The sequence below is a fragment of the Pseudomonas sp. BN607 genome, assembly GCF_029871175.1.
In the GTDB taxonomy this organism is placed as follows: domain Bacteria; phylum Pseudomonadota; class Gammaproteobacteria; order Pseudomonadales; family Pseudomonadaceae; genus Aquipseudomonas.
On the sequence record NZ_SSOE01000061.1, the window covers coordinates 328,258 to 348,308 of the forward strand.

A 20,051-nucleotide genomic window follows, 5' to 3' on the forward strand; every position below is an offset into this window, starting at 1 on the left:
TACTGCATCAGCCTCAAGCCTGCGGGGGTGCCTGTGGGAGCGGGCTTGCCCCGCGAAGCATCCAACACGGTATATGGCACCGGCTCTGCCGGTGTTCGCGGGACAAGCCCACTCCCACAGGGCTCGCGCTAGATTCTAGAAATTCAGCAAGCCCGCTGTTTCCCCAAGTACTGCATCAGCCTCAAGCCAGCGGGGGGGCCTGTGGGAGCGGGCTTGCCCCGCGAAGCATCCAACACAGTGCATGGCACGGGCTTCGCCCGTGTTCGCGGGACAAGCCCACTCCCACAGGGCTCGCGCCAGCTTTTGGAAATTGAGCAAGACAGTTGCTCCCACAGGGTACGGCACAGTGCTCAAGGCCTGCGTTGTACCTGTGAGTGGGGTTAGTCGCCAACAGCCCCTTGGGTCAATGCACGGTCTTGCGCTGGCGTACACACTCCAGCGCTTGGGCGGTCAGCTCATCCAGCCGCTCATCTCGCATCTGCTCTGCTTCGAGCATCGCATCCTCACCCTGCTGATTCAGCAGGTAGGTATGAATCTGCAGCACTTCCGCCGTCTGGTAGATCGGTGCTATGTCCAGCCGACCGATCAGTGCACCGCTGGGCTGCCCGGTGCTGCTCATCAGCACCTGCGGGCCACTGGCGGCCACCACCTGCATGCCCATGGCCTCGAACCACGGCACCTGGCTGGCAAAGGCGTTCAGCTCGACACAGGTATGTCGCGCCTGCAGGTCGCCCAGCAGGGCACGGGCAATGCCTTGGCGCCGATGGCTGGGGCGCACAGCGAGAAATGCCAGGGCACAGGCCTGCTCGTCGTCCTCGGCCGGCAGCGACAGCGCAAAGCCCAGCAACTGGTCTGGCGCTTCGGCGTCCAGCGCCAGGGTCAGCGCAACGGCCAGGCCGCGGGTGCCGTCCAGCGCTTGCAGGTACTGGTGCACCTCCATGCCCACGCCGTACTGGTACAGCGGGTACAGCGGGTTGTCGACGGTGATGGCGACACTGCTCAGTTCGCCGACATTGTGGATCACCAGCTCGCGGATCTGGTTTTGAAAAGACTCGGGCGGCACGCTGTCGAGGCGGCTCAGGATGAACATCGGGGGCAGGCTCCGGCGGGTGGGAATACAGCCCGCGCCGTGTCGACGCGGGGGTACAGTCTAACCGGTTTTGCCCAATCAGCCTTGTGCCTGTAGCGCGCCCAGCATCAGGTCGAGGTTTTGCACCGCCGCGCCAGAGGCGCCCTTGCCCAGATTGTCGAACACGGCGGTGAGCAATACCTGGCCATGTTCTGGGTTGGCGTACAGGGCCAGGCGCAGGTCGTTGCTGTCATTCAGCGCCTCGGGGTCCAGGTTTGCCGCGGCCCCGTGCTGGTGCAGCGGCATCACCCGGACGTGACGGGCGCCTTGGTAGTGCTGCTCCAGGCAGCCTTGCAGCTGTTCGGCACTGACCTGCCCGGGCAGCAGGCGCAACTGCAGCGGGATGCTCAGTACGATCCCTTGGCGGTAGGCGCCATAACCCGGCATGAACATCGGCCGCGCCGACAGCCCAGCGTGCAGCTGGATCTCCGGCACGTGCTTGTGCGCCAGGTCCAGCCCGTACAGCTGCAGGGTCGGGGCTGGGTCGGCGCCGGGTTGCTCATGCCGCTCGACGGCTGCGCGGCCGCCGCCGGAATAGCCGGAAATGGCGTGGATATTCAGCGGGTAGTCGGCCGGCAGCAGGCCTGCCTTGACCAGCGGACGCAAGAGGGCGATGGCGCCGGTGGGGTAGCAGCCCGGGTTGCTTACGCGTTTGCTATGGGCAATACGCTCGGCCTGTTGGTCATCCAGCTCAGGCAGGCCATAGACCCAGCCTGGCGCAGTGCGGTGCGCGGAGCTGGCGTCGATCACCCTTACCTGTGGGTTGAGGATGGCCGCCACCGCCTCGCGGGCGGCGGCGTCGGGTAGGCACAGCAGCGCAATGTCGGCGCTGTTGATCGCTTCGCGACGGCGCTGTGGGTCCTTGCGTTCGGCCTCGGGCAGGGTCAGCAGGCGCAAATCGTTGCGGCCTTGCAGGCGGGCGTGAATCTGCAGGCCGGTGGTGCCTTGGTCACCATCGATGAAGACAACAGGGGTGTGCATGGTCGCGGTCCGGTCAGAGGGGATGACCTATGCTCGCTGGTGGCTTTCATAAAGGAAATTTGAATATCATGAGGCTGATGTTCATCTTTAATGAACGATAGAGCTTCCGTGACCTCCGCGCAGCCCAAGGCTGCGGCCGCGGGCTAAGGCGCTTTTCTGCAAAAGTGCCACTGCCAGGAAAACTTGATGCCATGCGCGAAATCAGCCTCGACCGCCTCCGCACGTTGGTGGTCATCAGCGACCTCGGCTCGTTTGCCGAGGCCGCCCGCCAGCTCAACCTCGCGCCACCCACCATCAGCTTGCACGTAGCCGAGCTGGAAGCGCGCATTGGCGCCCCGTTGCTCACCCGCACCCGTGGCCAGGTACGGCCCACGGCCATCGGTGAAACGCTGCTGACGCGTGCCCGCCGCCTGCTGGCCGACGCCGACTTGGCGCTGGACGAAGTACGCCGCCAGGTCGAGGGCCTGACCGGGCGGGTACGCCTGGGCGCGTCTACCGGTGCCATCGCCCATTTGCTGCCCCAGGCATTGGCGGGTTTGCGGGTCGAGCACCCGCGGATCGATGTGCAGGTGCAGGTGCTGACCTCCCAGGCATCACTGGCGGGCTTGCGCGAGGGCACGCTGGATGTTGGCCTGGTAGCCTTGCCGCAAGTGGCCGGTAAGGGAGTGGTGGTCACCCCCTGGCGGCGCGATCCGATCCTGGCCTACGTACCGGCTGACTGGCAGCCACCGGCCAGGGTCACTCCGGGCTGGCTGGCGCAGCGGGCGTTGATTCTCAATGACAGCAGCACCCAGCTGTCGAGGGTAACGAGCGAGTGGTTTGCGGCCGCGGGGCTATACCCAGAGGCGCGTATCGAGCTGAACTACAACGATGCGATCAAGAGCCTGGTGGGTGCCGGGTATGGGGCGACGCTGTTGCCGCAGGAAGGAGAGGCCGCGGAACTGGATCGCCGTGTGGCCCGCCGGCCCTTGCGGCCGGGCCTGTGGCGGCAGTTGGGCATTGCTTGCCGGGAGGGGCAGGTGGAGCGGGCGACGGCGCATGTGTTGCAGGCATTGGAGCGGCTGCGCCAGTGAGAGTGGCGGGTATTGAATGACTGTTCGACAAGGCCGGGCTACCGCCGGGCTGAAGCGCTGCGGGGCTGGCACCGGGCAACTATGCTGTTTTTCGTCGAGCCCATGTACCTCGACGAACCTTAGGGTTTTTCAGGAGAACGCTTCATGAAATCCACGAAATGCATCCCTTTGCTGGTAATCGCTTCCGTCCTCAGTCTTGCCGCACATGCCGACCCTGCGGGCAACTGTGCGGCCAAGATCAAGGAGCTTGAGGACATCAAGAAAACCGATGGCCAGGCACTGCACGGCGGCATGGCGCACGATTACCATGAGCTGTTAATGCAGGCCAAAGAAGCTCAGGCCTCAGGGGACATGAGCAAATGCCAGGCTTCGGCCGATCGGGCCAAGACCATCTATAACAAGGCACGGGGCAAGTAGGAACGGACCACCGCAAGACACATCGCTTTCCTGCGACCCAGACGCTTTACATCCAATGAGCATGATCATGCGGTTGCAATCTTGCGAAATGGATGTAAAGCGTTTTCGTTCTTGCTGCCGCCGCGTTGGCCCTCGATCACCGCTGTGCGGCCTGGCGTAGCGGCACTTCGCGCAGCAGCCAGGAGAGCGCGAACGCGACGCTGGTAATGCCGCCGGCCAGCAGGAACACCTCATGCATGGCGCGGGAAAACGCCTGCAGGTAACTGTGCTGCAGGGCCGCAGGCAGGGCGTGCACGGCGGGAGGCGACAGGCTCGCCGGGCCACCGGCACCCGCGGCGAAATCACTTGCCAGGCCGCCCAGCAGGGCATGGGAGAACAGCGCGCCGAACAGCGACACACCGATGGCGCCGCCAATCGAGCGGAACAAGGTTGCCCCGGAGGTGGCCACGCCCATGTGCCGCGGTTCGACGCTGTTCTGCACCGCCAGAATCAGCACCTGCATGACCATGCCCAGGCCGGCCCCCAGCAGGCCCATGTACAGGTTCATCAGCGCCATGGGGGTGTCCAGGTCAAGCCGGCTGAGCAGGCCCAGGGCAACCACCTGCAGCAGCGTGCCGAGGATCGGGAAAATCCGGTAGCGGCCCCAGCGGCTGATCAGTCGCCCGGTGATCGCCGACACCACCAGCAAGCCGACCATCAGCGGCAGCATCTGCAACCCGGCACTGGTCGGGGTGGCATTCTTCACCACCTGCATGTACAGCGGCAGGAAGGTGACTGCACCGAACAACGACACCCCGACGATAAAGCCAATCAGGCCGGCAAGCACGAAGGTGCGGTGGCGGAACAGGTGCAGCGGCATGATCGGCTCGGCGGCGCGGCGTTGCTCGAGAACGAAACCGACCAGGCCGATCAGGGCGAACAGCGACAGGCACAGCATGTCCAACGATTGCCACGCCAGCAGGCTACCGCCCAGGCTGGTGATGAGCACCACCGCGCCCAGTGCCACGGTAAGGAAGAACGCGCCGATGTAGTCCACCTTGTGCTGCACCAGTGCCACATGCGGGCGGAACACGCTGCCGATCACCAGCAGCGCCAGCAAGCCCAGCGGCAGGTTGATGTAAAAAATCCAGTGCCAGGACAGGTGCTCGACGAGGAAGCCGCCGATCAATGGCCCAACCACCGTGGCCAGGCCGAACACGCCGCCGAACAGGCCTTGGTAGCGGCCGCGTTCGGCGGGCGGGATGACATCACCGATAGCGGCCATCGCCACCACCATCAGGCCGCCACCCCCCAGGCCTTGCAGGATCCGAAAGGCGATCAGCTCACCCATGGTCTGCGCCGCGCCACACAGCGCCGAGCCCAGCAGAAACAGCACGACGGCGACCTGCAGCACGCGCTTGCGGCCGAACTGGTCGCCGAATTTGCCATACAGCGGCACCACCACCGTCGAGGCCAGCAGGTAAGCGGTAACCACCCACGACAGCCAGCGCAAGCCGCCCAGGTCGCTGACGATGGTCGGCAGCGCGGTCGAGACGATGGTCTGGTCGAGGGCGGCCAGGAACATCACCAGCATCAGCGCTGCCAGCAGCAGCGGGATGGACGTTTGCGCGTCTGTGGCGGCCGGAGAAGTCACTGTGGAAGTCGGTTGCATTGGGCGGACCTCAACGGGCTGTGGCGTGGGCCTGGGCATGCTGTTGGCCGGCGTCCTGCAAGCCTGCCAGGGCAAAGCGGTACAACTGGGCGGCAACTGCCTCGACCGGCATTTGCAGAATCTCGTTCAGCGCCCCAGAGCCACCGCGGGGGCCGATCAGCAACATGGCCCAGGGCGCGGTGACGCACAGAATGCAGCGGGTCAGGGCAGGGTCGTCTGCGGGAATGTGGCTTACCTCGCTGAACAACGCTTTGAGCAGCGACAAGCGCAGCGGTGTGGCAGCCTGCAAATGCGCCTGCCCATGGGGGCTGGGGGCGAGGATTTCCGCGGCCAGCACCCGCAGGTGCCAGTTGTCCCGGGCCGAAGTGGCTTTGTGCACCACCAGTTCCACCAATACCCGCAGTTTGTCCTCGGCCGCTTGTGGGCCTTGGGTGATGCGTTGCAGGTCGCTGAGGTCCAGGAACCGTTGGCGGGCTTCGTCGAGCACGGCCAGGTACAGGCCGTTGCGGCTACCGAAGTGGTAGTTGATCGAGGCCAAGTCGACCTCGGCTTTGGCAGCGACTGCCTTGTTGCTGGTTTCGGCGTAGCCGAGCGCGGCAAACAGTTCGCCGGCGGCTTCGAGGATGCGTGTGCGGGTGACGGCGCCGTCCTTGCGCGGTTCGCGGGGGGCTGTGGACATGGCGGGGTGCTCTGCAGGCGAGGAGGATGGGCAGAGCGTGGCGCAGGTTTAGTTTAAAATCAATTTAAATTTAATTTATGGGGTGGAAGGCTGCCCCCATGGAGGCGCAACGCGCCCCCCAGTCACCTCAAGCCTGGAGCAGTCAGTTCAGGCGCTTGCCGTTTTACTCGGCACTGCTGGCCGTCTGCTGAACGCGTTCAGCCTTGTCCATCGGCAGATGATCGAATTCACGCAAGCCATCCTTGCGATACGGGTCACCAATCCAGCGCGGTGCCACCACGAACTGCGGGCTCACCAGGCTCTTGGCTGGCTCGAACCGGTCATAGGTCAACCCAGCCAGGTCGGACAGCGTGTGGATCAGGTGCGAGCTGCTGTACGGGCGGCTGGCCATTGCCTGCAAGTCCCGCGGGTGCGCGGCCTGCCAGCTTGGTGAGGTCCACAGCAGGAACGGGATGGTGTACATCGGCCGGGTCGGCGCCCCTTCATTGCGTCCCAGGCGGTCGTGGTTGCCAGAGGTGTACACGTCTTCACCATGGTCGGACAGGTACATCAGGAAGCCATTGGGGGTGCCGGCCGAGTAACGCTTGATCAGGCTCGAAACCACATAGTCGTTGTAACGTACCGCGTTGTCGTAGAAGTTGTAGGTTTTTGCCTGGTCATCTGTCAGTGCGCCTGGCACGCCCTGTCTGTCCTTGAAATGGGTGTAGTTGTCCGGGTAGCGGAAGCGATAGTCCATGTGTGTGCCCAGCAGGTGCACGATGATGAACTTGTTCGGCGCAGGGTCTTGCAAGGCCTTTTCGAACGGTGCCAGCACCACGTCGTCATACTGGCTGGCATTCTGGTTGCGCTGGTTGTTCAGGTAGACCGGCGCGTCCGTCTGCTGTGAGAAGGTGGTCAGCATGGTGTTGCGCTTGGTCATCGTCTGCTGGTTGGTGATCCAGAAAGTCTTGTAACCTGCCTGTTTCATCAGGTTGATCAGCGACGGGGCGGTGAGGAAGCGGTCGGGGTTCTGCTCGTCGCCGAAGGTGAGAATCTGCTGCATCACTTCGATGGTGTACGGCCGTGGCGATACCACGTCGCGGAACACGGTCAGGCCCTTGTCGTGGGCGGCCAGCGCGTCCAGGTTGGGCGTGGTGTCGCGGTTGTAGCCGTACAGGTGCATGTGCTCGCGGGTGGTGGATTCACCCAGCACCAGTACCAGGGTGCGAGGGGCCGTGCCGCTGCTGTCACGCAGGTTTTGCAAGGGCGGCAGCGCGGCGTTCTGGGCCAGCAACTCCTGCATGTTATCCAGTTGCTGGCGGTACTGCCGGTAGCCGACCAGCAATTGCCAGGGCACGGCCGGTTCCAGGCGCTGCTGCACTTTTTCCAGGGCATCGGCGAAATTGCGGTCCTGGGTGACCATCTGTTTGTAGAACGGCAGCACCAGGTTGGCTGCCAGCAACAGCACCACCACTGGCAGGCGGCTGCGCAGCGGCAGGTAGACCGGGCGTACGCGCCGCCACAGCACCACCGCCAGCAGCGTGTACAGCAGCAGCGCCAGGCCCAGCCAGACACTGAAATACTGGCTGAAGTACTCACCGGCCTCGGCGGTATTGGACTCGAACATCACGAAAATGACGCTTTGCGAGAACTCTTGGCGATAGATGCCGAAGTAGCTCAGGCCTACCAGCGATGCAGCCCACAGCACCACGCCCAGGATAGCCGCAGTGACGCGGGTGAAGCGCGGCAGCAGCAAGACGGGGGCAAGCCACAGGCTGCTGAGGAAGAGTGCGTTACGGAAGCCGGAAAAGCCGGTGGTACCGCTGAACAACAGCAATGCCTGGGTAACCCCGGAGAAGTACCAGAAGAACAGCAACAGCCAGCCCAGGCCGGCCCAGTCCACGCGCTTGTGCGCTGTGGGGGATAGAGTGTGTGACACGTATGCCTCGTCGTACCTTGGCGGCCTGCGGATATGCCTGCGGCCGATAGGGGCGTGACGCTAATCTGCGGGCTGTGAAAATAACGTCAAGACCACGCGCCAGATAGCCATCACCGCTGATCTGCTGGTTGTGCCGGGGCCTCGAGGCCGAAAGGGCGTCTGGCGCAACGGCTGCGCAATGCGCAAGGCGCACGGGTATGATGGCGGTAGCGAACCGTACTGAAAGGCCCGTGGACCATGAACCGTCGTAAGAAAATCAAGCAGCTGTTGCAGGCGCACCAGAAGAAGGCCAGCGCCAAGTTGGCGCCGCGCAAGCCGAAATATATATGCAAGGCTGAGCGTTTGAAGATGGAGGCCGAGGCGGCAGGGGACACCAGCCAACGGGCCGACTGAGGCAAACCCTGAAGCGGCCTTGTGTCGCGATTGCAACGCAAGGCCGCTTCAGCAGGGGCGGGTCAGCTTCAGCGGCGGTAGTGACGGTGCTCGTCGTAGTGACGCTGGTGCATTGCCCGCTCGTGGCGGCGCTCCCAATCCCGGCGGCGTTCCCAGTCGCGGCGCCGCTCCCAATCTCGACGGGCCTGCTCACGCCGCCATTGCTCGCGGCGCCAGTCGCTCCTGTGGTCGTGCCAGCGATCGTCATCGTGCGCCAGCAGCGTGGCCGGCTGTGTGTCGGCCACACTGGCCACCCTCGACCAAGGGGTTGCTGGCCGGCTGCAGCGGTGACTGAACGGCCGGTGCAACGGCGTCTGGTGCTTTCATTTGTGTTGCCGATGCCGTGCCCACAGCCGCGAACGAGAACAGGCCGAGCAGCATCAACCTAGCGACATGTTTTTTCATGAGCGAAGCCAACCTCTGATCACAATTGAGCTATCTGGCCAGCAGGGACGGGGCGGAGCTTTTCTCGCCTGCCGCCGCCTATCTGCGCCTCACTCATAGACCTGCAATCGAGAAAAAGTTCGCTGCAGCAACAACTTGTAGAACTTGCGTGCTTGCACATACACATGCTGCGCAGGTTTCGGGCTGACGATTTCTGTGGACTGGCTGCGGTTGCTAACACCGAGGCTGCAGGTGCCATGCGCCCAGTCAACCGTCCGTGAACACCTCGCGCAAGTGCCCCCGATAACTGTCGAACGCAGCAATTGCCCCTGCCACCACTTGGGCTTCTTCCCGTTCATCCAGCAGCAAGCCATCCAGCCTGGCAACGAACTCGCGCCAGTGCAGCGCTCGGCCATCCGGGTGCGGCGCCAGGTGACGCGCGCCTAGGTCGCCATCCAGCCCCAGGCGTTGGGTGTGCTTGAACAGAAACGCCGCGCCCAGGTTCGAACCTTCACTGCAGTACAGCCAGCCCAGGGCCTGGGCCGGGCTGGCGCAAACCGGTTGCACAGGCGACGGCAGCGGCAGGCCCAGGTCGCGCAAATCGGCCTCGACCGCCGCAAAGCGCGACAGTGCCAGCAAGCCCGGCAGTTGCAGGTTGAGGCGTTCATCCTGGTACAGCGCCAACAGGCTGCCATGAAACCGGTGCTGCACCTGCAGGAAGCGGCCATAGCGTTCGCGGCTCTCGAAGGGCCGGGCGGCCATCACCAGTTGATCGACGCTGTCATGGTCCCGGCTGCTGGCCGCTTTCAAGCGTTTGCAGCGGCCTGAGTCCGCAATAAGTGAGGGTGCAGCGGTCATTGGCATATCCGTGGCATAAGGGCAATGTGCTCATCATGCTTGCCATCCCTGGCAAGCAGCAAGCACCACGCATGTCGACCATGGGGCGCTCAGGGCCGAACACCGTTGAAGCCGCCCATGAGGGCGTTGGCAGTCAATCCTGCAACAAAAAGGAGGATGCGGGCCGCCAAGCGGCCCGCCTGAATCAGGCGCCGCTGACCAGTTGGTGGGCCAGTTGGTTGTGGCGTTCCAGCACCCGTGGCAGATCGACGGTTGCCAACTGCCCGTCCTTGACCACCACGCGGCCATTGATCACGCTGGTGTGCACCTGGGTCGGGGTGCAGAACACCAGGGCCGCCAACGGGTCGTGAAGGCCGCCGGCATAGGCCACGTGGCCCAGGTCGAAGGCGACGAAGTCGGCGACCATGCCTGGGGCCAGGGCACCGATGTCATTGCGGTTGAGCACCTTGGCGCCCCCCAGGGTGGCAATTTCCAGCGCTTCGCGGGCGGTCATGGCGTCGGGGCCGAAACCCACGCGTTGCAGCAGCAGGGCCTGGCGCACTTCGCCGATCATGCTGGCGCCGTCGTTGGACGCCGAACCGTCGACCCCCAGGCCAACCGGTACGCCGTGGTCGCGCATCTTGCGCACCGGGGCGATGCCGGAGGCCAGGCGCATGTTCGAACACGGGCAGTGGGCGACACCGGTACCGGTGCGGGCGAACAGCTCGATGCCGTGCTGGTCGAGTTGCACGCAGTGGGCATGCCAGACATCGTGGCCGACCCAGCCGAGGTCTTCGGCGTACTCAGCAGGGGTCATGCCGAATTTCTCGCGGCTGTAGGCGATGTCGTTGACGTTTTCGGCCAGGTGGGTGTGCAGCGACACGCCGTACTGGCGTGCCAGCACGGCGGCTTCGCGCATCAGGTCGCGGCTGACAGAGAACGGCGAGCAAGGTGCCACCACGATGCGCCGCATCGATCCGTGGCTGGCGTCGTGGTAGTCCTCGATCAGGCGCTGGGATTCCTTGAGGATGTCGGCTTCCTTTTCCACCACCGAATCAGGCGGCAGGCCACCCTGGCTCTGGCCCACGCTCATGCTGCCGCGCGCGGCGTGGAAGCGCATGCCGATTTCGGCGGCAGCATGGATGCTGTCGTCGAGCTTGCAGCCGTTGGGGTAGATGTACAGGTGGTCGCTGGAGGTGGTGCAGCCGGACAAGATCAGCTCGGCCATGGCGGTCTGCGTCGACACCGCGATCATTTCCGGGGTCAGGCGTGCCCAGATCGGGTACAGGTTGGTCAGCCAGTTGAACAGCTCGCCATCCTGGGCTGCCGGCACCACGCGGGTCAGGCTCTGGTACATGTGGTGGTGGGTGTTGACCAGGCCGGGGATGACCACCTTGCCGGCCATGTCCAGCACCACGTCGGCGTGCTGCGGCAGGGTATCGCTAGGGCCGACCTGCTTGATCAGGTTGTCTTCGATGTACAGGCCACCGTTCTTGATCTCACGGCGCTCGCCGTCCATGGTGACCAGAAGTTCGGCGTTTTTGACGAGGAGGGTTTTCTTGGTAGTAGCAAATGACATGGCTTAAGCCCGTCGCAATACGCATCGGCGGTTACCGACGTCGTAGGCGAGCGCTAATGTAATCAGGAAACCTTGAAGTTGTATACATCTTGCAATGCGCCAGTGACACTCCGTGAACAGGCAGGTCCAGGCGGTTGACAGTGATCTGCCATCGCAGAGGGGGGCTTGCGCAACACAAGGCCCCTTCTGCAAAGACCGTGCTCAGTCGGCCATCTGCAACGCCGGCAGCTTGACCCGGAACGCCCGGGTCAGCCCCAGCAGCACCAGCAGGCCCAGGCCCATCCAGCACAGGCCGATGGTGAACGACAGGCTGGTCAGGCTGCTCCACAGCCACAGCGTGCTTAAGAAGCCCAACCCGGGAATGGCGCCATAGAGCAGGACATTACGGCCACCACGCAGTCGCTGGTCTACCAGGTAGTGCTTGACCACCGCCAGGTTCACCGCCGAAAACGCGAACAGCGCGCCGAAGCTGATCATGTTGGCCACCGTGTCGAGGGTGATAACCAGGGCGATCAACGACAGCAGGCTCACCACCAGGATGGCCGTGGCCGGCACGCGTTTCTTCGTCACCAGCTGGCCGAATGCACGCGGCAACGCACCGTCACGGCCCATGGCGAACAGCACCCTCGACACACTGGCCTGCGACACCATGGCCGAGGCAAAGCAGCCGGCCACGTAGGTAGCGGTAAAAGCCGTGACCAGCAGCTCGCCGCCCACCCAGCGCATCACGTCTACCGAGGCCGAGTCCGGGTTGGCGAAGCTGCCCCAGTCGGGGAACACCATCTGCGCGCAGTACGACACCACCAGGAACAGCAAGCCGCCGATCAGTGATACGGCAAGGATCGCAACCGGAATGCGATAGGTCGGGTTGCTGGTTTCCTCGGCCATGGTCGATACCGCATCAAAGCCCAGGAACGACAGGCACAACACGGCCGCGCCCGTCATGATCAGCGGCACGCTGAAGCCTTCGTGGTGGAACGGCGCCAGCAGCGATACCGGTTGCGCCTGGCCGTTGAGCTTGAGCACGGACAAGCTGACGAACACGACAATGAACACCAGCTGCGCCACCACCAGGACCCAGTTGACCCGGGTGATCGATTCAATGCCGATCAGGTTGAGGAAGGTAACCAAGGCTATGGAACCTGCCACCCACACCCACGCATGAATGGTCGGGAAGTACTCCGACATGTAGATGCCGATCAGGAGGTAGCTGAGCAATGGCAGGAAAATGTAATCGAGCAGCAGGGTCCAGCCTGTGATGAAGCCGATGTGGCTGCCAAAGGCCTTGCGCGTGTAGGTGTAGACCGAACCGGAGTAGGGGTGGGCCTGGACCATGCGGCCGTAGCTGTAGGCGGTGAGCAACATGGCGGCAAGGGTCAGCAGGTAGGCGGTGGGCAGGTGCCCCTTGGTCATCTGGGTGACCAGCCCATAGGTGGTGAAGACGGCCAGGGGCACCATGTAGGCCAGGCCGAACAGCACCAGAGCGGTCATCCCCATGGACTTGCGAAAGCGCCCGCCGCTGGCGGCGGGTTGCGAGGGTGCATGCGGGGCGGCGGGATGAGCTGTACTTGTTGTTGTATGCATTGCTAACTCCTGAAAAGGGATGCAGGGCACCGCGGCAGGCGAGCAGGGCTCGCTACCGGGGGCGTCATGCAAGGAGGTCGAGCGGAAGGCTCGCAGCGCTGGGGCAGGTTGATGCTCCCACACCCCGGCGGCACCCGGAATCACCCTTTGGGGTGAGCTGAAGCAGCGACGTGGCGGCTCACCCCAAAGGGTGATTTCGGTGCCGGCAATGCCATGGGAGTATCTGCTCAACAACGCACCGCACTGGCGGCGGTGCCTTACCTCATACGGCAGGCCTACAGTGACTAATCAATTGCTTTCAGAACAGTGGTTCGAGCACCTGGCCAAGGTCACCGAGGCGATCGGCCGGCCGGGCTTTGCCGCCAACCTGTTTGCGGCGCTGGGCGTGATCCGGCCGATCCAGGCCACCACGGTGTACCTGTACCCGCACGACGGCATGCCCTGCGCACTGTTCGAACAGGACGACAAGGCGCCCTGGCAGCCCGAGGGCAATGTCAGCCGCTACCTGTCGGGCTTTTACCTGCTCGACCCCTTTTACGGTGCCTGCGTGGAGCAGGTCGAGTCCGGTAGCTACGGCCTGTTCGACGTGGCGCCCGACCATTTCGAGGTCAGCGAGTACTACCAATCGTTCTATCGCCACTCGCACCTGGAGGACGAGCTCAACTACATCCTGCAACTGGCGCCCGGCCAGAGCCTAGCGGTATCGCTGGCCTTCACCGACAAACTCGACCCGCACAGCCGCGCGTTGTTCGGGTGCATCACGCCCTGGGTGCTTGCGGTTCTGAGCAAGCATTTTGCCGGGCTGGACAGCCGCGCCGGGCGCTTCGAGAACATCCTGGAGCAACGTATCCACGCCGCGCTCAACAATTTCGGCAGTTCGCTGCTGACCGAGCGTGAATGCCGCATCGCCCAGTTGATCTTGCGTGGCCACTCGACCAAGTCGCTGGCCGAGCGCCTGGGCGTGTCGGAAGACACCATCAAGTCGCACCGCAAGAACGTCTACGCCAAGCTCGACATCGGCACCCAGTCCGAGCTGTTTTCCCTGTTCATCGACGCGCTGGCCAATGCCCAGGGCGTGCTGGGCAAGGACCCACTGGAAAGCTACATGGGCAAGTTGCGCTGAGCGCCTGCCCTGCACCCCCACCGCAAAGGAAAACCAACAATGAACGCGCCTTTCGCCCCGCAACGCCAGACCCGTGACTACCAGGCAGCCGATGCCGCGCACCATATCCATGCCTTTCTTGACCAGAAGGCGCTGAACGCCGAAGGGCCGCGGGTGATCGTCGGTGGTGAACGCCTGCACCTGTGGGACAGCGAGGGCAAGCGCTACCTGGACGGCATGTCTGGCCTGTGGTGCACCCAGCTCGGTTACGGCCGCCGCGACCTGACTGCCGCTGCTGCCACGCAGATGGACCAGCTGGCCTACTACAACATGTTCTTCCACACCACCCACCCGGCGGTGATCGAGCTGTCCGAGCTGCTGTTCAGCCTGCTGCCCGGGCACTACAGCCACGCGATCTATACCAACTCCGGCTCCGAGGCCAACGAGGTGTTGATCCGCACCGTGCGCCGCTACTGGCAGGTGGCCGGCCAGCCGAGCAAGAAGATCATGATCGGCCGCTGGAACGGCTACCACGGCTCGACCCTGGCGGCCACGGCGCTGGGCGGCATGAAATTCATGCACGAGATGGGCGGGTTGATCCCGGATGTGGCACACATCGACGAGCCGTACTGGTATGCCGAAGGGGGCGAGTTGAGCCCGGCCGAGTTTGGCCGCCGCTGCGCCTTGCAGCTGGAGGAAAAGATCCTTGAACTGGGTGCCGAGAACGTGGCCGGCTTCATCGCCGAACCGTTCCAGGGGGCAGGGGGGATGATTTTCCCGCCGGAAAGCTACTGGCCGGAAATCCAGCGCATCTGCCGCCAATACGACGTGCTGCTGTGCGCCGATGAGGTGATTGGTGGTTTTGGCCGCACTGGCGAGTGGTTTGCCCATGAATACTTCGGTTTCGAGCCCGACACCCTGTCGATTGCCAAGGGCCTGACCAGCGGCTATGTGCCCATGGGCGGCCTGGTGCTGAGCAAGCGCATTGCCGAGGCGCTGGTGGAGCGTGGTGGGGTGTTCGCCCACGGCCTGACCTATTCCGGCCACCCGGTGGCCGCGGCGGTGGCCATTGCCAACCTGAAGGCGCTGCGGGATGAAGGCATCGTTCGCCAGGTGAAGGACGACACTGGGCCTTACCTGCAGCGCATCCTGCGCGAGGTGTTTGCCGACCACCCGTTGATCGGCCAGGTGCAGGGCGCCGGGCTGGTGGCGGCATTGCAGTTCGCCGAGCACAAGCCGACGCGCAAGCGCTTTGCCAATGAGAACGACCTGGCCTGGCAGTGCCGCACCTTCGGTTTCGAGGAAGGGGTGATCATCCGCTCGACCCTGGGGCGGATGATCATGGCCCCGGCGTTGATCGCCAACCACAGTGAGCTGGATGAGCTGGTGGAGAAGACCCGCATTGCCGTCGACCGCACGGCGCGCCTGGTCGGCAAGCTCTGAACCGCTGACCCGGGCAACGCACTTCCCTGTGGGAGCGTGCACGCCCGCGAACACCGGCGAAGCCGGTGCCATCCACTGTATCGCCTGATTCGCGGGCATGCCCGCTCCCACGGAGCGAGTGCGGCGTGCCTGCGGACGGTGCGGTACCTGTTACTTGCGCAAGAAGGACCGCCACGACGGTCGTCTGGAGTACACATGTACACCCTCGAATGCTGGCAGCAACGCGCCTCGGACCTCTACCTCCCGGCCAATGCACTGATCGACGGCAAGCCCGTCAACGCACAGGATGGTGCTACCTTCGCAGCCATCAACCCCGCCACCAGCAAGGTAATGGCACAGGTTGCCGCCTGCGGCCATGCCGAAGTCGACCTGGCCGTCACCAGCGCCCGTCGAGCCTTCGAGCAAGGCCCGTGGCCGCGCATGGCCCCGGGCGAGCGCAAGAAGGTGCTGCTGCGCCTGGCCGAACTGATCATGGCCCATCGCGAAGAGCTGGCCTTGCTCGACTCGCTGAACATGGGCAAGCCGGTCATGGACGCCTACAACATCGATGTACCGGGCTCGGCGCATGTTTTCACCTGGTACGGCGAGGCGCTGGACAAGCTTTACGACCAGGTCGCGCCCACCGCAGCCAATGCGTTGGCCACCATTACCCGCGAAGCGCTGGGCGTTGTGGCCGCCGTGGTGCCGTGGAATTTCCCCCTCGACATGGCCGCCTGGAAGCTGGCCCCCGCGCTGGCTGCCGGTAACAGCGTGGTGCTCAAGCCTGCGGAACAATCACCGTTCTCGGCCCTGCGCCTGGCTCGCCTGGCGCTGGAAGCAGGCATGCCGGAAGGTGTGCTGAACGTGGTGCCGGGCCTGGGCGAGCAGGCCGGGCAGGCCCTGGGCCTGCACCCGGATGTGGATTGCCTGGTGTTCACCGGCTCCACCCAGGTGGGTAAGTACTTCATGCAGTATTCGGCGCAGTCCAACCTCAAGCAGGTGTGGCTGGAGTGCGGAGGCAAGAGCCCCAACCTGGTGTTCGAAAACTGCCAGGACCTGGACCTGGCAGCGGAAAAGGCCGCCTTCGGCATTTTCTTCAACCAGGGCGAGGTGTGTTCGGCCAACTCGCGGCTGTACGTGCAGCGCTCCATCCATGATGAGTTCATCGAGCGCCTGCAGGCCAAGGCCCGCCAATGGTTGCCCGGCAATCCGCTGGACCCGGCAAGCCGTGCCGGGGCGATTGTCGATGCCCAGCAGACCAGCCGCATCGAGGCCGCCATCGCCCGTGCAGGGCAACAAGGCGCGCAGCGGGTGTGTGGCGGCCGACGCCTGACCATCGACGGTTCGGACAACTACATCGAGCCGACCATTTTTGCCGGTGTCGAACAGCACTTCAGCCTGGCGCAGGAGGAAGTGTTCGGGCCGGTGCTGGCGGTCAGTGCTTTCGACAGTGAAGAGCAGGCGGTGCGCTTGGCCAATGACAGCATTTATGGCCTGGCAGCCTCGCTGTGGAGCGATGATTTCAACCAGGTGCACCGTGTGGCGCGGGCACTGAAGGCCGGCACCGTGTCGGTGAACACGGTCGATGCGCTGGATGTGACGGTGCCGTTCGGTGGTGGCAAGCAGTCGGGGTTTGGCCGCGACCTTTCGCTGCATTCGTTCGACAAGTACTCGCAGCTCAAGACCACCTGGTATCAGTTGCGCAGCTAACCGCCGGGCAAACCGGTCGGCACGTACCTGACGCCCACCTGCACTAATTTAGCCGTCCACCCCGGCAAAAAGCCCACGCGCCCTCTACACTGCTGCGGATATCAGCCAAGGCAATGTGCCGCACATGGAGTACCTGGGATGGGCTACGTGTCGAATGGTCGTGCCTCTGGCAGCGCCGCACGGGGCGTTTCGCTGCAATGGCTGGTGGCCCTGGCCATCATGCTGGGCATGCTGTTACTGGGCGCCGCCCTGGCCTGGCAAGGCTATAGCGGCCTTCGCCAGACCCTCGTGGCCGCCGCGGGCGATGCTGCCCAGCAAGTCGGCAAGACCATTGACGAACGCGCCCGTCGCCTGATCGAGCCGGTGCAAAGCAGCATCCGCCTGTTGGCCTACAACCCATCCGCCCGCACCCTTGCACAGCGCCTGCAACAGCTGCCGCAACTGGTCGCGGCGCTCGACGCCAATCGCATGCTCAGCGCCGCCTACATGGGGTACCCCAATGGCGAGTTCATGCTGGTGCGTCACGTGCGCGACCCGCAGCTGCTGCAGCGTTTCGCTGCACCACCGGGCACGGCGTTCCTGGTGCAGACCGTCAGCCGTGAAGGCGGGGCAGTGCAGGGGGAATGGCGGTTCTACGACCGGGCACTGAACCTGCTGCAAACCCAGGCCAGGCCAGACTACCGCTACGATCCGCGCATGCGCCCCTGGTTTACCGAGGCCACGGCACAACCCGACACGGTACTGACCCGCCCGTACGTGTTTTTCACCACCGGTGAAATCGGCATGACCATGGCCCAGCGCAGTGTCGACAGCGGGGCGGTGATTGGCATGGATGTTTCGGTCAACGACCTGGCCAATGAGGCCCAGGACCTGCGCATGACCCCCGGCACCGAGATTGTCGTGATCGACGACCGGGGCAATGTGGTGGCCTACCCCAACCTGCAACGGGTGATCGTGCATGAAGGGCCGGCGGTGCGGCTGTCGCGGGTTGGCGAGCTGGGCATCGCCAGCCTGCAGCAGCTGTTTGCGGACCTGCCGCAAGGCACCCGGCCGCAGCCTTATCAGGTGCACGGCGAGACTTGGTTTGGCATACGGGTACCGCTGACAACCCTGGCCGGGCAGGACTTGCAGCTGCTGATTGCAATACCGGCCCATGAGCTGCTGGCGGGTGCACGCAAGGTGCTGTTCGAACAACTGCTCTGGACCGCCGCGCTGATGGCCGTGCTGCTGGTACTCGGCGGCGTGCTCGGGCGGCGCATCGGCCGTCCGTTGCGTTTGCTGGCCGCGCAGGTGCAAGGCCTTGCCAGCTTCGATTTCAGCCGTGAGGTGGGGGTGCGTTCGCGAGTGACCGAGGTGCGTGAGTTGAGCCGGGTACTCAGCCAGATGTCAGGCACCATTGTCAGCTTCCAGGCGATTACCCTCACGCTCAGCCGCGAGCGCAACCTGGAGCACATGCTCGACGGCGTACTGACCCACTTGGTGGAAGCGGCCGGGGGTAGCGGCGGGGCGGTGTACCTTTATGATGACGACCACACCGTATTGCGCCTGGCCGCCTCTTGCCGGGGAGAGCAGTACCCCGACGAACTGGCCGTGGACGATGGCGACCAGCAGTTGGCCGTCAGGGTGGCTGATGCCCTCGGCTTGCATGAGCGCAGCCTGGCCCTGGTGCTCAACGACCGTGGCCAGGCATTGCTGGGCATTCTGGTGTTGCAACTGAACGATGAACAGGCGTGCGAGCAGGTGGGGTTGCCGTTCCGCCGGTTTGTCGAAGAGTTGTCCGGGGTGGCAGCAGTGGCCATCGAAACGCGGCAACTGGCCGAAGCCCAGCAGAACCTGCTGGATGCCATGATCAAGCTGCTGGCCGACGCCATTGACGCCAAGAGCCCCTATACCGGTGGCCACTGCGAGCGGGTGCCACAGCTGGCGCAAATGCTGCTGGACCAGGCGGTGGCCGCCGACAGAGGTCCCTTTGCCAGCTTCAGCATGAGCGAAGCCGAGCGCTACGAATTCCGCGTGGCGGCCTGGCTGCACGATTGTGGCAAGGTCACCAGCCCCGAGTACGTGGTCGACAAGGCGACCAAGCTGGAAACCCTGTACAACCGCATTCACGAAGTGCGCATGCGCTTCGAAGTGCTGTGGCGTGATGCCGAACTGGCCTACTGGCAGGGCCTTGCAAGCGGCGCCGAGCCGCAGGCACTGCAAGCCGCACGCGCGCGCAGCCAGGCCCGGCTGCAGGACGATTTTGCCTTTGTCGCCCAAGCCAACATTGGCGGTGAGTTCATGCAGGACGCGGATATCGAGCGCCTGCAGCTGATCGGCCAGCGCCGTTGGCAACGCCACTTCGATAACCGTCTGGGCATTTCCCGCGATGAAGCCGAACGCTTTGCCGGGGTGCCGCCAGCCACGCTACCCGTGGACGAGCCGCTGCTGGCCGACCGGCCGGAACATCGGGTGCCCTGGGGCGCGCGCAAGCCGCCCGTGGCCAAGGACGACCCGCGTAATACCTGGGGCTTCGACATGCGCTTGCCGGCCAATGCCAGCAACCATGGCGAGTTGTACAACCTGGCGATCCGCCGTGGCACGTTGAATGACGAGGAGCGCTTCAAGATCAACGAACACATTGTGCAGACCATCATCATGCTCAGTTCGCTGCCATTCCCGCGCCAGCTCAAGCGGGTACCGGATATCGCCGGCAACCACCACGAAAAAATGGATGGCAGCGGCTACCCGCGCCGGCTCGGCGAGCGCGACCTGGGTGTCGCTGAGCGGGTGATGGCGATTGCCGATGTATTCGAGGCGCTAACGGCCGCTGATCGGCCTTACAAGCCCGCGAAGACCTTGTCCGAGTCAGTGAAGATCCTGGTGTTCATGGCCCGTGACGGGCACCTCGACGGGCAACTGCTGCAGTTGTTCCTCAACAGCGGTGTCTACCGCCAGTATGCTGAGCGCTTCCTGCGCGCCGAGCAGATCGATGAGGTGGATGTGGCCTACTGGCTTGAGCAGATGCGCTGCCCGGCCTGAGCATGGCCCTTTGCCCACGCGCTTGTAGAGGGTGAAGCTCAGATCCCGGGGGCGCTTCGCACCCTATCGCGGCGCGAGGCCCCACATGACTCGTCTTTCCAGGGCGATCAGAGCAGCAACTGTGAGCAAGGG

At 64.2% G+C, this 20,051-nt stretch carries 15 protein-coding genes and 1 pseudogene; 7 read left to right on the plus strand and 9 right to left on the minus strand.

Annotated features, from left to right (window positions below):
• Positions 1-403: 403 nt before the first annotated feature.
• Together E8E68_RS19355 and argC are read right to left on the minus strand one after the other, a co-directional pair.
• Positions 404-1,090: a GNAT family N-acetyltransferase gene (locus tag E8E68_RS19355; RefSeq protein ID WP_266031919.1), complete on the minus strand. Its 687-nt coding sequence runs from the start codon at positions 1,088-1,090 to the stop codon at positions 404-406.
• 78 nt (positions 1,091-1,168) lie between these two features.
• Positions 1,169-2,110: an N-acetyl-gamma-glutamyl-phosphate reductase gene (gene argC / locus E8E68_RS19360; protein WP_266031920.1), complete on the minus strand. Its 942-nt coding sequence runs from the start codon at positions 2,108-2,110 to the stop codon at positions 1,169-1,171.
• A 191-nt stretch (positions 2,111-2,301) separates the two neighbouring features.
• On the opposite strand from argC, the gene E8E68_RS19365 reads away from it, so the two are divergent.
• Together E8E68_RS19365 and E8E68_RS19370 are read left to right on the plus strand one after the other, a co-directional pair.
• Positions 2,302-3,183 (plus strand): LysR family transcriptional regulator, encoded by an 882-nt coding sequence (locus E8E68_RS19365; RefSeq protein ID WP_266031921.1) that lies wholly within the window; start codon positions 2,302-2,304, stop codon positions 3,181-3,183.
• A gap of 144 nt (positions 3,184-3,327) precedes the next feature.
• Positions 3,328-3,600 (plus strand): hypothetical protein, encoded by a 273-nt coding sequence (locus tag E8E68_RS19370; protein WP_110743145.1) that lies wholly within the window; start codon positions 3,328-3,330, stop codon positions 3,598-3,600.
• A gap of 136 nt (positions 3,601-3,736) precedes the next feature.
• Here E8E68_RS19370 and E8E68_RS19375 read toward each other — a convergent pair whose 3' ends face one another.
• The 3 genes from E8E68_RS19375 to E8E68_RS19385 form a co-directional block, all read right to left on the minus strand.
• Positions 3,737-5,251: an MDR family MFS transporter gene (locus E8E68_RS19375; RefSeq protein WP_280343853.1), complete on the minus strand. Its 1,515-nt coding sequence runs from the start codon at positions 5,249-5,251 to the stop codon at positions 3,737-3,739.
• Positions 5,252-5,261: 10 nt separating this feature from the next.
• Positions 5,262-5,930, minus strand: coding sequence for a TetR/AcrR family transcriptional regulator (locus E8E68_RS19380; RefSeq protein WP_280343856.1), 669 nt, complete (start codon positions 5,928-5,930; stop codon positions 5,262-5,264).
• 163 nt (positions 5,931-6,093) lie between these two features.
• Positions 6,094-7,848, minus strand: a complete 1,755-nt coding sequence (locus E8E68_RS19385; protein ID WP_266031924.1) for a phosphoethanolamine transferase CptA — start codon at positions 7,846-7,848, stop codon at positions 6,094-6,096.
• 237 nt (positions 7,849-8,085) lie between these two features.
• Between E8E68_RS19385 and E8E68_RS19390 the strand changes: the two genes are divergently transcribed.
• Entirely contained in the window at positions 8,086-8,241 is a 156-nt protein-coding gene (locus tag E8E68_RS19390) for a DUF2986 domain-containing protein (RefSeq protein ID WP_266031925.1), read from the plus strand.
• Positions 8,242-8,309: 68 nt separating this feature from the next.
• Here the strand turns inward: E8E68_RS19390 and E8E68_RS19395 are convergent.
• The 4 genes and pseudogenes from E8E68_RS19395 to E8E68_RS19410 form a co-directional block, all read right to left on the minus strand.
• Positions 8,310-8,661 (minus strand): annotated as a pseudogene (locus E8E68_RS19395) (hypothetical protein).
• Between the two features lie 270 nt (positions 8,662-8,931).
• A complete protein-coding gene (locus E8E68_RS19400; protein WP_266031926.1) occupies positions 8,932-9,522 on the minus strand; it encodes a biliverdin-producing heme oxygenase in 591 nt (196 codons plus the stop codon).
• Positions 9,523-9,706: 184 nt separating this feature from the next.
• On the minus strand, positions 9,707-11,080 hold the full coding sequence (locus E8E68_RS19405) for an 8-oxoguanine deaminase (RefSeq protein WP_266031927.1): 1,374 nt from the start codon (positions 11,078-11,080) through the stop codon (positions 9,707-9,709).
• A gap of 201 nt (positions 11,081-11,281) precedes the next feature.
• Entirely contained in the window at positions 11,282-12,664 is a 1,383-nt protein-coding gene (locus E8E68_RS19410; protein ID WP_266031928.1) for an APC family permease, read from the minus strand.
• 280 nt (positions 12,665-12,944) lie between these two features.
• Here E8E68_RS19410 and E8E68_RS19415 point away from each other — a divergent pair, with 280 nt between their 5' ends.
• The 4 genes from E8E68_RS19415 (at position 12,945) to E8E68_RS19430 (ending at position 19,919) form a co-directional block, all read left to right on the plus strand.
• Positions 12,945-13,787 carry a helix-turn-helix transcriptional regulator gene (locus E8E68_RS19415; RefSeq protein WP_266031929.1) on the plus strand — a complete coding sequence of 281 codons (843 nt, stop codon included), beginning with the start codon at positions 12,945-12,947 and terminating at the stop codon, positions 13,785-13,787.
• Between the two features lie 39 nt (positions 13,788-13,826).
• On the plus strand, positions 13,827-15,209 hold the full coding sequence (locus tag E8E68_RS19420) for an aspartate aminotransferase family protein (protein ID WP_110743135.1): 1,383 nt from the start codon (positions 13,827-13,829) through the stop codon (positions 15,207-15,209).
• A 195-nt stretch (positions 15,210-15,404) separates the two neighbouring features.
• Positions 15,405-16,898, plus strand: coding sequence for an aldehyde dehydrogenase (locus E8E68_RS19425; protein WP_280343865.1), 1,494 nt, complete (start codon positions 15,405-15,407; stop codon positions 16,896-16,898).
• 138 nt (positions 16,899-17,036) lie between these two features.
• Positions 17,037-19,919 carry an HD domain-containing phosphohydrolase gene (locus tag E8E68_RS19430; protein ID WP_280343868.1) on the plus strand — a complete coding sequence of 961 codons (2,883 nt, stop codon included), beginning with the start codon at positions 17,037-17,039 and terminating at the stop codon, positions 19,917-19,919.
• The last annotated feature ends 132 nt before the right edge of the window (positions 19,920-20,051 follow it).

What these genes read in the sequence shown, in the direction of transcription:
- E8E68_RS19355 (WP_266031919.1), bottom strand. Translation starts at nt 1,090, where the DNA reads ATGTTCATCCTGAGCCGCCTCGACAGCGTGCCGCCCGAGTCTTTTCAA.
- argC (WP_266031920.1), bottom strand. Translation starts at nt 2,110, where the DNA reads ATGCACACCCCTGTTGTCTTCATCGATGGTGACCAAGGCACCACCGGC.
- E8E68_RS19365 (WP_266031921.1), top strand. Translation starts at nt 2,302, where the DNA reads ATGCGCGAAATCAGCCTCGACCGCCTCCGCACGTTGGTGGTCATCAGC.
- E8E68_RS19370 (WP_110743145.1), top strand. Translation starts at nt 3,328, where the DNA reads ATGAAATCCACGAAATGCATCCCTTTGCTGGTAATCGCTTCCGTCCTC.
- E8E68_RS19375 (WP_280343853.1), bottom strand. Translation starts at nt 5,251, where the DNA reads ATGCAACCGACTTCCACAGTGACTTCTCCGGCCGCCACAGACGCGCAA.
- E8E68_RS19380 (WP_280343856.1), bottom strand. Translation starts at nt 5,930, where the DNA reads ATGTCCACAGCCCCCCGCGAACCGCGCAAGGACGGCGCCGTCACCCGC.
- E8E68_RS19390 (WP_266031925.1), top strand. Translation starts at nt 8,086, where the DNA reads ATGAACCGTCGTAAGAAAATCAAGCAGCTGTTGCAGGCGCACCAGAAG.
- E8E68_RS19400 (WP_266031926.1), bottom strand. Translation starts at nt 9,522, where the DNA reads ATGACCGCTGCACCCTCACTTATTGCGGACTCAGGCCGCTGCAAACGC.
- E8E68_RS19405 (WP_266031927.1), bottom strand. Translation starts at nt 11,080, where the DNA reads ATGTCATTTGCTACTACCAAGAAAACCCTCCTCGTCAAAAACGCCGAA.
- E8E68_RS19410 (WP_266031928.1), bottom strand. Translation starts at nt 12,664, where the DNA reads ATGCATACAACAACAAGTACAGCTCATCCCGCCGCCCCGCATGCACCC.
- E8E68_RS19420 (WP_110743135.1), top strand. Translation starts at nt 13,827, where the DNA reads ATGAACGCGCCTTTCGCCCCGCAACGCCAGACCCGTGACTACCAGGCA.
- E8E68_RS19425 (WP_280343865.1), top strand. Translation starts at nt 15,405, where the DNA reads ATGTACACCCTCGAATGCTGGCAGCAACGCGCCTCGGACCTCTACCTC.
- E8E68_RS19430 (WP_280343868.1), top strand. Translation starts at nt 17,037, where the DNA reads ATGGGCTACGTGTCGAATGGTCGTGCCTCTGGCAGCGCCGCACGGGGC.